This is a genomic window from Mesorhizobium sp. B3-1-9 (assembly GCF_006439595.1).
In the GTDB taxonomy this organism is placed as follows: domain Bacteria; phylum Pseudomonadota; class Alphaproteobacteria; order Rhizobiales; family Rhizobiaceae; genus Mesorhizobium.
In genome coordinates this window covers 116,237-127,886 of record NZ_VFTJ01000004.1, presented here as the reverse complement: position 1 = coordinate 127,886, position 11,650 = coordinate 116,237, and the positions used below count along the sequence as shown (strand labels likewise).

Below are 11,650 nucleotides of genomic sequence, written 5' to 3'. Positions count from 1 at the left end.
CTAACCCAAACCAGTGATCGTCGCGACGACGGCCTCGGTCGTCAGGCCGTATTTTGCCTGCAAGGTCGGCACCGCGCCGCATTCGATATAGCGGTCGGGCAGGCCGATGCGCGTCACTTTCTTCGCGATGCCGGCCTCGAACAGGCTCTCGACGACAAGGCTCGCAAGGCCGCCGGTGGCGACATGGTTTTCCGCCGTGACGATCCGCTCGACGCCCGACGCGAACTCAGCCACCGCGCCGGCGTCGAACGGCTTGATCGTCGGCACGTGCAGGACGCCAGTCGAAATGCCCTGTTTCTGCAGGGTCTCCGCCGCATCCAGCGCCCGCTCGGTCATGAAGCCGGTCGAGATGATGCCGACATCGGAGCCTTCGCGAAGCCGCCGCGCCTTGCCGATCTCGAATTTGTAGCCAGGCTCGAACACGACGGGAACGCTGCCGCGCAGCAGGCGCATGTAGACAGGACCTTGATGTTCGGCGATCGTGATCGTCGCCGCTTCGATCTCGGTCGCATCGCAGGGGTCGATGACGGTCAGGCCGGGGATCATGCGCATCAGCGCCAGATCCTCGATCGCCTGATGCGTGCCGCCATAGCCGGTCGTCAATCCCGGCAGGCCGGCGATGATCTTCACATTGAGGTTGGAGTGGGCAAGCGCGATGGCGACGAAATCATACGCGCGGCGTGTCGCGAACACCCCATAGGTGGTGGCAAATGGCACCTTGCCGGTGCGGGCCAGCCCGGCGGCGACGGCAACCAGATTCTGCTCGGCCATGCCGACATTGAAGAAGCGCTCGGGAAAAGCATCCCGGAACGGCAGGATGTCGGTGTATTTGCCAAGGTCGGCGGTCAGCCCGACGATGTCGTTACGGCTCTGCCCAAGCCTGGCCAGGGCCCGGCCGAACGGCGCTTCGACACTTTGCCGGCCGCCGCCGACAGCCTCGTCCTGGCCCATGGCCAGCGTCCGTCCGGCTTTCGTGCCGCCGCTGCTCATTGCTCCATCCCCACGCTTTTGTCGAACTCGGCGATGATGCCGTCCCATTGCGCCACGTCGATGCGGAAGAAGTGCGATTTCTCGCTGGTCTCGATGCGCGGCACGCCCTTGCCGGGCAGGGTGCGCAGCACGATCGCCTTCGGCTTGCGGTTGCGCTGGCGCGCGCCGGCCAGCGCGTCGACGAGGGCCTTCATGTCGTTGCCGTCGATCTCTGCCGTCTCCCAGCCGAAGGCGCGCCATTTGTCGGCCACCGGCTCCATGTCCAGCACCACGGGCCCATCGGCCTGGATGCCGTTGCAGTCGATCAGCGCCACCAGCCCGTCCAGCTCGAAATGGCTGGCCGACATCGCCGCTTCCCAAGTCGAGCCTTCCTGCATCTCGCCGTCGGAGAGCTCGACGAAGACGCGCGCGTCCGAGCGATCGAGGCGCAGCCCGAGCGCCTGGCCGACACCTTGGCCGAGGCCGTGGCCGAGCGAGCCGCCGATAACCTCGACGCCGGGCGTGGTGTCGAGCGTCGACATCTCCAGCCGGCTGTCGTCGGCGCCATAGGTGACAAGTTCCTCGACAGGGATGATGCCGGCCTCGGCCAGGGCCGCCCAAAGCGCGATCGAGTAATGCCCGGTCGACAGCAGGAAACGGTCGCGATCCGGCCATGCCAGATTGTGCGGGTCGTAGCGCAGTTCGTGGAAATACAGCGCCGCCAGAACGTCGGCGATGCCGAGGCCCTGGCCGATATAGCCCTGGCCCTGGCCGCGCGCCATGGTCAGCATGTGGCGACGCAGCAGCGTCGCCTTGCGTTGAAGCGCCGCGACATCGGCGCTGCCGGGAGGAGAGTTTCGCAGCATGGGATGCCTAGTCCTTGTCCAGCCCGCCCGACATGTTGAGCCGCTCGGCGGTCATGTATTTGGGCGCATCGAGGCAGAGCCAGACGACGGCCTCGGCCACCTCGGAAATCTCGGCGCGGCGGCCGAGCGGGATGCGGCGCGTCCGCTCGTCGAGGAAGGCCTGCAGATCGGAGCGGCCATTGGCGCGGGCGAGATCGAGCTCGGTCGAACGCTGCATCTCGGTGTCCATCATGCCCGGCGCCAGGCTGTTGACCAGCACGCCATAGGGCGCAAGTGCGACCGCCGCGGCGCGGGTGATGGAATCGACGCCAGCCTTGCTCGCCGTATAGGCGGTGTAGTCGGGCAGCGCCATGCGCGAGCCGGGCGAGGTGATGTTGACGATGCGTCCCGAGCGCTGTTCGCGCATCACCCGGCCGGCCGCCTTGCAGGCCATGGCAAGCGCAGTGACGTTGAGCGCCAGCGTGCGCGTCCAGGTCTTGAAGGTGGCATCGAGGAAGGGCTCGATCACGCCATAGCCGGCATTGTTGACGAGGATGTCGATGCCGCGCCAGCGCGCGACCACTTTTTCGACCGCCGCTTCCGGAGCGCCTTCGAGCGTGAAGTCGCCGATGATGATCTCGGCTTCCGTTCCGGTCCGGCCGATCTGCCGGGCCGTCTCGGTCACGCCTTCGCCATTGATATCCGTAACGGCCACGGCGCATCCGCGCCTGGCCAATTGCAGCGCCACCTCGCGGCCAAGCCCCCCGGCGGCGCCGGTGACAAGCGCCCGTTGCGTCATCGTGTCTGGAATTTCAGCAGGCAAGCCAAACCTCCTCTCAAGGTCATCTTGACGCGATGGATACCGGTATCCATAGATGGCTGTCAACGGGCTTGTGCTACTGTTCGCGGGCCGTTGGAGCCGGGAGGAAAAATTGAAGATCGTCGCGCTTGAAACGCTGCAGCTAGCGGAGTTCCCATTCCTGTTCTGGCTTCGCGTCCACACCGATGCCGGCCTCATCGGCACCGGCGAAACCTTCTGGGCGCCGGGGCCTGTCGCCTCCTACATCCACGACAATGTCGCGCCCTACCTCATCGGCAAGGATCCCCGCGATATCGAGCTGCACGACCGCACGCTGGGCAGCGTCTATGTCGGCGCGCGCGATTCCGGCGCCGAGGTGCGCGGCAATTCCGCGGTCAACATCGCGTTGTGGGATATTTACGGCCAGGCGCTTGGCGAGCCGGTCTGGCGGCTGCTGGGCGGCCGCACGCACAGAAACGTGCCGATCTACAACACCTGCGCCGGCTACAAGCATGTGCGCGCCAGCAAGAAGAACGCGCTGTTCGAGCGCGGCGAGGACTGGTCGCTCAAATCGGGCGATTCCAACGAAGGCCCGTATGAGGATCTGCTCGCGTGGCGCTACAACGCCGGCGACCTCGCCAGAGGCCTGAAATCCGAAGGCATCGGCGCCATGAAGATATGGCCGTTCGATATCGCGGCCGAGGCATCGAACGGCGCCCGCATTTCGCTTGCCGACCTCGACAAGGCACTGGAGCCGTTCCAGAAGATCCGCGACGCCGTCGGCCGCGACATGGAGATCATGGTCGAATTGCATGGCCTCTGGAGCCTGCCGCCGGCGCTGCGCATCGCCGAAGCGCTGAAAGCCTATGACGTCGCCTGGCTGGAGGAGCCGATCCGCTACAACGAACTCGACGCCATGGCCGAGTTGGCGCGCCACACATCGATCCCGATCGCCGCCAGCGAGCGGCTGGCCACGCGGCAGATGTTCAAGCAGCTTATCGACAAGCGCGCCGCTAGCGTGATCATGATCGACCTCGCCTGGTGTGGCGGCCTTTCCGAAGCGCGCAAGATCGCCAACATGGCCGAGGCCAGCGAATTGCCGGTGACGCTGCACGACTGCACGGGGCCGATCGTCTATGCCGCCAGTTGCGCGCTGTCGGCCACCTTGCCGAACGTCAACTACCAGGAGGCTGTGCGCGCCTATTTCACTGGATGGTACACCGAGATCGTGGCCGACATTCCACCGGTGAGTGACGGCCGTGTCGCGCCGCTCGAGGGGGCGGGGCTAGGTCTCAGCCTTCGGCCGGAGCTGTTCCAGCGGCCTGATGCCACGGTGTGTATGACCAGGATCTAGCGCACGGCTTTTTTCGCCAGGACCTTTGTCAAAACAAAGTGATGGAGCGTTTCGCCGGCTCGGTGAAACGGTGAACGCGCTTGCACCTCGCAGGCTCTGCTCAGAGCCTGTAGACATTATGCTATTATAATCTATGATGAGCCCGAAGCGAGCAGCCACAAGCTCGCCGCCGGCGCGTTTCTGTCCGGCGCCAGACGGATTCACGGGAGGTTTTGGTGGCAATTTCTGCGGCGCGCGCACGCGAGGATTTCAACGGTGCGCCAAATCTGCCCGACCGAAAAATCCTGCTCGACCTGTTCGAGCGCATGGTGTTGCTGCGCCGCTTCGAAAGCATTGCCCAGATCGCTTGCCGCAAGGGTGAGACGCCCGGCTTCCTTCATCTCTATATCGGCGAGGAAGCGACCGGCGTCGGGGTCTGTGCGCATTTGCGGCCGACCGACTGGGTCACGTCGACCCATCGCGGCCACGGCCATGCCCTGGCCAAGGGCGCGAACCCTGGGCGCGTGATGGCCGAGCTGTTCGGCAAGGCCGACGGCATTTGCGGCGGCCGCGGCGGCACCATGCATCTCTACGACCGCTCGGTCGGCTTGTTCGGCACCAACGGTATCGTCGCCGCCGGGATCGGCCATGCCGTCGGCATCGGCATGAGCGCCCGCCAGCAGGGCCGCGACGACATCGGTGTCGCTTTCTTCGGCGACGGCGCCGCCAACCATGGCGGCTTCCACGAGGCGCTCAATTTCGCGGCGGTGCAGCGGGCGCCTGCGGTTTTCATCTGCGAGAACAATCTCTACGCCACCGCCACGCCGCTCAAATCGATCACGCTCAATCCCGAGATCGCCACCAAGGCCGCGTCCTACGGCATGCCCGGCGTCGCCGTCGACGGCAACGACGTCTTCGCCGTCTGGCTGGCCATGAAGGAAGCGACCGAACGTGCCCGCGCCGGCAAGGGCCCGACGCTGATCGAAGCCAAGACCTATCGCACCGTCGGCCACCACGAGGGCGACCCGGTCATCGGCACCTATAGGACGCAGGAAGAGCTCGACGCCTGGATCAAGCGCGATCCGATCGACATGTTCCGCAAGCGGCTGATCGAAGAGTACGGCGTCGCCAATGCCGAGGCGCTCGCGGCAATTGAGGCGCGGATCGAGAAGGTGGTCGAGGAGGCGCTCGCCTTCGCCCGCAATTCGCCCGAGCCAGATCCAGCAACGGTGCGCCTGCACGTCTTTGCCGATCCGATCAATCCGCCGGCTGCCCTGCAGCCGCGCGCCGTCGGCGAGACGCGAACGCAAGGCTGGCTCGAGGCGGTGCGCGACGGCATTGCCGAAGAGATGCGCGCCAATCCAGCGATCCTTTACTTCGGCGAGGGCACCGGCGAGCGCGGCGGCAGCTTTGCCCACACGAGGAACCTGTGGCAGGAGTTCGGTGCCGAGCGGATGGTCGACACGCCGATTTCGGAGCAGGGTTTTACCGCAGCCGCCGTCGGTGCTTCGGCTACCGGCGCGCGCACCGTTTCCGACCTGATGTTCGCCGACTTCGCCTTCGAAACCGCAGGGCAGATTTTTCTGCAGGCGGCGAAGCTGCGTTACATGACCAGCGGCGTCATGAGCGCGCCGATGGTGGTGCGCGTCGGCGCCGGCGCGCTGCGCAGTTCCGGCCCGCATCACAGCGGCATCTACCACCCGGTCTTCGCCCATATGCCGGGCTTGATCGTCTGCGTGCCGTCGAACCCGGCGGACGCCAAGGGCCTGATGAAGACCGCGCTCCGGGCCGGCGATCCGGTCATCATGCTCGAACCCAAGGCGCTGTTCGCCTCCAAGGGCGAGGTGCCGGTCGGCGAGCATTATGTGCCGTTCGGCGTCGCGCGGATCGCGAGGGTGGGCCGCGACATCACCATCGTCGCGGCCGGGCAGATGATGCAGCGCGCGTTGGAAGCCGCGGAGGCATTGGCCGCCGATGGCATCGAGGCCGAGGTGATCGACCCGCGCACCATCATGCCGCTCGACATCGACACGATCGTGGCCAGCGTCAGGAAGACGCATCGCCTGCTCGTCGTCGACGAGGCGTGGGCAATGTGCGGCCTTGGCGGCGAGATCGCTCAGGCGATCAACGAGCTCGCCTTCGACGAGCTCGACGCCCCACCCGGAAGGCTGCATACAGCACCAACGTCGCATCCCTTCGCGCCGGTGCTGGAGCGAGCCATGCTGGTCGACACGGCACGCATCGCCCAAGGCATTCGCGACGTCGTCGCCGGCGAGCCGCCGGTGCCGGATCACTGGTACACCGTCGGCCTGAAAAGCGCCGCGCCGGCAAAGCCAGCACCTGTTTCAGCCAAGCCGCAGCCTACGGCACCAGCCGCTTCCATCGCCACCGCCGGCGACGACGAGCCGATCACGATGCCGTTCGGCGATCTCACCGTCAGCGAAGGCACGGTCGTCAAATGGCTGAGGGCGGTGGGCGACGCGGTGAAAGAAGGCGAGCTGATCGCGGAGATCGAGACCGACAAGGCCGTGGTCGAGATCGAGGCGCCGGTCAGCGGAACGCTCAACGCCATCGATCAGCCGGTCGGCGCCGTGGTGCCGATGGGCGGGCGCATCGGCGGCATCAAGAGATAATCATCCATATCCGAAGGGCAAGCATGAAGATCCTGTGCGCCAATTGGCAAGCCGCCGACGAGGCCGAGCTCGAACGCGAGCACTATCCCGACATCGAGTTCATCCTGGCCCGCTCGACAAATGACAAAGCCGCCGCGCTCGATCCGGCGGTTTGCCAGGCGGTCGACGCGGTCATCAACTATTCGCCGACCCATAATGTCGCCGCCGCGCCAGCCGCCTTTCCCAAGGCCAGGATCGCGGTGCGCTCCGGCGTCGGCTTCGACAACATCGATACGTCCGGCTGGGGCGCGCGCAAGATTCCCGCCTGCAACGTGCCCGACTATGGCACCACCGAAGTCGCCGATCACGCCATCGGCCTGATGCTGGCGCTGACGCGCGGCACGTCGGCCTATGGCGCCGAGCTTTCGGCCAATGGCGCCGAGGGCTGGCATTTCTCAAAAGCACCGCTGGTGCGCCGTCACAAGGGGGCGACCTTCGGCGTCGTCGGGCTGGGCCGCATCGGACTTGCGGCGGCCCGTCGCGCCGCCGCCTTCGACATGAAGGTGGTGTTTTATGATCCGCATCTTCTGTCCGGTGTCGACCTGTCGACCGGCTATGAGAGGGTGCATTCGCTGGCCGAGCTTATGAGGCGGGCCGATGTGGTGAGCGTGCATACGCCGTTGAGCGAGGAAACGCGCAAGCTCATCGGCGCGGATGCCTTCGCGGCCGCCAAGCCTGGCCTTGTCCTTGTCAACACGGCTCGGGGTCCGATCGTCGATCTCGACGCGCTGGAAGCAGCGCTGCGCAATGGCGTCGTCGCCGGCGCCGGGCTGGACGTCCTGCCGAACGAGCCCGGCGATCTCGAGCATCCGCTTCTGGCGGCGTGGCGGCGCCGCGAGCCGTGGATCGCCAACCGGCTGATCGTGACGCCGCACGCGGCTTTCTACAGCCCGGCGGCGATGCGCGACCTCAGGCTGAAATCGATCGAAGTCGTGCATGCCTATCTCGCCGAGGGCCGGCTGACCAACTGCGTCAACGCCGAGTATCTGAAATGAACATGGCGGTGGCATCGCGGCTGGCTGTTTCGCCCTATGCGCGCCGGCTTGCCCGCGAGCGTGGTTTCCTGCTCGAAGCGCTCCACGGCAGCGGTCCGGGCGGCCGCATCCTGGCCGCCGACGTGCTTGACTTTACCCCGGTCGATGCGCCGGCAGAGCTTCTGGCCGCGGCCCCGGCGTCTTCGCCTGTCGCGTCCCGCATCGCCGCCTTCGCGACATCGATCGCGCTGGACGCGTGGCACGAGTTGCTGAGCGCGCTGGGGAGCTCGGGGAAGGTGTTCGACATCGACGACATCGTGTTGCGTGCCACTGGTCGCGCGTTCGGCGAGATTTCAGAAGTAGCCAAGGTCAAGGAAGCGCCTGTGGCGCTCGAACTCGGCAACAGGCAAGTCGTGTTTGCGACCACATCGGGAATGCCGCTGACGGCGCTGCGCGCGGCGCGGCTTGCGGCGCAGGCGGACAATCGCGACGATGCGCAAAAACCGGCCGTCCTGTCGGTGCGGCTGCTGCCGCCGAGCGATATCCGGCCGGTGACGATGCCGCTGTTGCCGGGCCGGGCCATGCGCTTGACAGTCTCGGCCGGCTCCGCCGGCGACAACGCCGAATGCCTGCTGACGGTGGACGCCGCGCGTGTCGACGAGGCAACCTCGACGGTCTGGCTCGCCGCGTTGAAATCGGCGGTCGAACATCCGCTTCGGCTCTTTGTCTAAGCATTGCTGCAAAACCGCAGTTTTGCGCGTCATGCGATAGCCTCGGGCGGCGGAAGCTATTATAAAAGCTTCGATACAGGCGCGACGAGGCTCATGGACAACACCGTTCCCACCATCGACAGTCTTCCCAGGCGCTCGCTTGGACGCTCCAACGGGCCGCTCTATCGCCAACTCGCCGACATCTTGCGCGTGCCGATCGGTGACGGCACCTTTCCCGTCGGCGGGGAATTGCCGAAGGAAGCGGCGATCGCCGAGCACTTCGGGGTCAGTCTGATCACCGTGCGCCAGGCGCTGCGCGATCTCGAAGCCGACGGACTGATCAAGAAGCGCTCGGCGAAACCGGCGGTGGTCGCGGCGCGCAGCCCGTCGGTCAATCTGAGCTGGAAGTTCAAGAACTTCGCCGACATGGCGGCCTTCACCAAGGACGCGCAGCTTACGGTGAAATCCTATCGCAAGGAGGTCTCACCTGTGCTCCAGCGCCATTTCGGCATGGGCAAGGAGGAGGCGGGCTATTGCCTGCGCAGCGTGCTGTCGATCGGTGAACAGAGGAAGGCGCAGATCACCACCTATTTCCCTCCCGACATCGGCGCCAGGCTGAAGCGCGAAGACTTCTCCGATGTGCTGATCTTCCGCTCGGTGCAAAAGCATCTCGGGCTGCGCCTCGACGTGGCGCATGTCACCGTGCGCGCCGAAATCGCCGACGAGGCGGTTGCCGCCGATCTCGGCATCGCACTGGGCAGCGCGGTGCTGACGGTGGAGATGCTCTATCAGTCGGCCGACCAGCGCAGCATCGAGTTCTCCGTCGCCCGCCATCCCGCCGATATTTTCAGCATCACCTACGACGCGCCGAACGACCTCTCCTGAGACCCTCGAAAGTGCGATTTCTGCCGTCGGGTGCATGGACAGGCCTATAAAATTATAATAGCATGATAGCTAAGCTGAGGTGCCGGCGGTAGGCGAGATAGTGCGCGAATTCCGCCCACGACCGCAGCTGTCGAGAGGCCCGGTGTCTGATCAAGATGGCGCAGTCCATCGCAAGCCGGGAGGAACATAGGGAGGAGACAATGCAGTCGTGGAGCCTGTGCGCCGGCTTGGTCGCGCTTGCCGGATTCGCAGCCTGCGCTGGAGCGACATCCGGCCATGCCGAAGCCAAGAAGACCTACGCCATCTACCTTTCCAACAATTTCGTCGGCAATGACTGGCGCCAGCAAATGGAGCGCGTCGCCAATGTCGCGGTCAACAAGGGGCTGCTGAAAGGCCGCGTCGACCTCAAGATCGAAAATACCGAAAACACGGTCCAGGCGCAGATCAATTCCCTGAACAACATCATTCGCCAGAAGCCCGACGCGATCCTGATCGACGCGTCGTCGGCCGAGGCTCTCAATCCAACGATCAAGAAAGCCTGCGACGCCGGCATAATCGTCGTCAGCTTCGACCAGACCGTGTCGGCCGAATGCGCCTACAAGCTGCATTCCGACTTCGACATCATGGCCAACAACCAGGCTGAATGGATGGCCTCCATGCTCGGCGGCAAGGGCAAGGTCTTCATGGATCGGGGCCTCGCCGGCGCGCCGATCTCCGAGCAGTTCGAAAAGAATTTCGGCGCCGTGCTCAAGAAATATCCCGGCATCGAGATCGTCGGCTATTTCAACGGCAACTACGCCGCCGGGCCTGAACAGGAAGGCGTGGCGAGCTTGCTCGCCGCGCACCCGGAGGTCGACGGCATCTTCTCGCAAGGCTACGGCACCGGCGCCATCAAGGCGCTGCAGAATGCCGACCGGCCGATGGTGCCGGTCGTCGCCGCCGCCTTCAACGGCACCGGCGTCAGCTGCGCCGAGACCAAGGGAGCGAAATGCTGGCTCGGCGCCAATCCGCCATCCCTGTCCGCCGAAGCGATCAAGCTCGCCGTCGACATTCTCGATACCGGCAGGAAGCCGGCCGACACGACCGTGCTGTTCAATTCGCCCGGCCTGACCACGGATATGGTCGATGCCAAATACGCGCCGAATTCCTCGGCCGTGAAGATCGAACTCGGCAAGACCGTATTCCCCGATCTGGCGCCGGGCCTTTCGCTGCCGGTATCGCCAAGCTGGGTGGAGATCACACCCAAGGAGGCCTCGGGAAGCTGATTTGATGAGGGCAGGGGCACCGCATCGTGGCGCCACGATTTCGAACCGAAAAACGGGAGGAGAAAATCATGAAATTATTGAGCCGTTACACCGGCCTTGCAGCGCTTGCAGCCACCATGATGGCGGTTGGCATGCAGGCCGGCCATGCCGAAGACAAGAAACCCTACACCATCTATCTCTCCAACAATTTCGTCGGCAATGACTGGCGCCAGCAGATGGAGCGCGTCGCCACCGTGTCGGTCAACAAGGGGCCGCTGAAAGGCCGCGTCGACCTCAAGATCGAGAATGTCGAGAACACTGTACAGGCGCAGATCAACTCGCTGAACAACATCATCCGCCAGAAGCCGGACGCGATCCTGGTCGATGCCGGTTCGGATTCGGCGCTCAACCCCACCATCAAGAAGGCCTGCGACGCCGGCATCGTCGTCATCAGCTTCGACCAGGTGGTCACCGAGCCTTGCGCCTATGCCGTCGCTTCCGATTGGGACCGCATTCCCGCCGTCATGGCCGAGTGGATGGCCACCCAGCTTGGCGGCAAGGGCAACATCATCCTCGATCGCGGCCTCGCCGGCGCACCGATCTCGGCGCAATTGCAGGGTGGGTACGAAAAGGTGCTGGCCAAATATCCCGACATCAAGGTTGTCGGCTATTACAACGGCAATTACGCGCTCGGTCCGGAACAGTCCGGCGTGGCGGCACTGCTTGCCGCCAATCCGAAAATCGACGGCATCATGACGCAAGGCTACGGTTCGGGCGCCATCCAGGCGCTGAAGGACGCCGGCCGGCCGATCGTCCCGGTCGTCGGCTTCTCCTACAATGTCGCGGCCGTCACCTGCGCGCAGACGCAAGGCGCCAAATGCATCCTCGGCTCGAATCCGGCCTATCTTTCCTCCGAAGCGATCAAGCTGGCGGTCGATATGCTGGACACCGGCAAGAAGCCGGCCGAACGCTCGGTGTCGGTCAAGGGTGATTTCGTGACGACCGATCCTTTCGAGTCGAAGCTTTATCCGGGCACCAAGATGATCAAGATCGCGGTCGGCGAAAATGCCTTCCCCGACCAGGCGCCTGGCCTGACGCTGCCGATCACGCCCGATTGGGTCGAGATCACCGCCGCGGAAGCCGCCGGCAGCAAGTAACATCCGGTTCCACGATCCTGTCTCCCGGCATCGAGCGATGCCGGGAGACCTTTTCGAGCAAT

Annotated in this window: 10 protein-coding genes; 7 read left to right on the top strand and 3 right to left on the bottom strand. The window is 64.9% G+C overall.

Translation table 11 applies throughout. The features are described 5' to 3' along the window. Genes FJW07_RS09150 through FJW07_RS09140 form a run of 3 tightly spaced genes read right to left on the bottom strand, consistent with a single transcriptional unit; the run spans nt 1 to nt 2,637 of the window. Nucleotides 1–990 (bottom strand): transketolase C-terminal domain-containing protein, encoded by a 990-nt coding sequence (locus tag FJW07_RS09150; protein WP_140855922.1) that lies wholly within the window; start codon nt 988–990, stop codon nt 1–3. Beyond that, the gene (locus FJW07_RS09145; RefSeq protein WP_140855920.1) at nt 987–1,835 is read right to left on the bottom strand and encodes a transketolase; all 849 of its coding nucleotides are present in this window, start codon (nt 1,833–1,835) and stop codon (nt 987–989) included. The genes FJW07_RS09150 and FJW07_RS09145 overlap by 4 nt, the downstream gene beginning before the upstream one ends. 7 nt (nt 1,836–1,842) lie before the next feature. Next, complete coding sequence (locus tag FJW07_RS09140) at nt 1,843–2,637, bottom strand: SDR family oxidoreductase (protein ID WP_140855918.1); 795 nt, start codon at nt 2,635–2,637, stop codon at nt 1,843–1,845. A gap of 109 nt (nt 2,638–2,746) precedes the next feature. Between FJW07_RS09140 and FJW07_RS09135 the strand changes: the two genes are divergently transcribed. The 7 genes from FJW07_RS09135 to FJW07_RS09105 all read left to right on the top strand — a co-directional run bounded on the left by FJW07_RS09135 (nt 2,747) and on the right by FJW07_RS09105 (nt 11,588). Further along, on the top strand, nt 2,747–3,967 hold the full coding sequence (locus FJW07_RS09135; protein ID WP_140855916.1) for a mandelate racemase/muconate lactonizing enzyme family protein: 1,221 nt from the start codon (nt 2,747–2,749) through the stop codon (nt 3,965–3,967). 215 nt (nt 3,968–4,182) lie between these two features. Then, complete coding sequence (locus tag FJW07_RS09130) at nt 4,183–6,579, top strand: thiamine pyrophosphate-dependent enzyme (RefSeq protein ID WP_140855914.1); 2,397 nt, start codon at nt 4,183–4,185, stop codon at nt 6,577–6,579. Between the two features lie 23 nt (nt 6,580–6,602). Then, nucleotides 6,603–7,613 carry a C-terminal binding protein gene (locus FJW07_RS09125; RefSeq protein WP_140855912.1) on the top strand — a complete coding sequence of 337 codons (1,011 nt, stop codon included), beginning with the start codon at nt 6,603–6,605 and terminating at the stop codon, nt 7,611–7,613. Continuing rightward, nucleotides 7,610–8,323 carry an E3 binding domain-containing protein gene (locus FJW07_RS09120; RefSeq protein WP_140855910.1) on the top strand — a complete coding sequence of 238 codons (714 nt, stop codon included), beginning with the start codon at nt 7,610–7,612 and terminating at the stop codon, nt 8,321–8,323. Before FJW07_RS09125 ends, FJW07_RS09120 begins: the two co-directional genes overlap by 4 nt. 93 nt (nt 8,324–8,416) lie before the next feature. Next, a complete protein-coding gene (locus FJW07_RS09115) occupies nt 8,417–9,187 on the top strand; it encodes a GntR family transcriptional regulator (RefSeq protein ID WP_140640235.1) in 771 nt (256 codons plus the stop codon). Between the two features lie 200 nt (nt 9,188–9,387). Next, nucleotides 9,388–10,452 carry a substrate-binding domain-containing protein gene (locus FJW07_RS09110; RefSeq protein ID WP_246680715.1) on the top strand — a complete coding sequence of 355 codons (1,065 nt, stop codon included), beginning with the start codon at nt 9,388–9,390 and terminating at the stop codon, nt 10,450–10,452. A 68-nt stretch (nt 10,453–10,520) separates the two neighbouring features. Beyond that, on the top strand, nt 10,521–11,588 hold the full coding sequence (locus tag FJW07_RS09105; RefSeq protein ID WP_140783588.1) for a substrate-binding domain-containing protein: 1,068 nt from the start codon (nt 10,521–10,523) through the stop codon (nt 11,586–11,588). Nucleotides 11,589–11,650 lie beyond the last annotated feature (62 nt).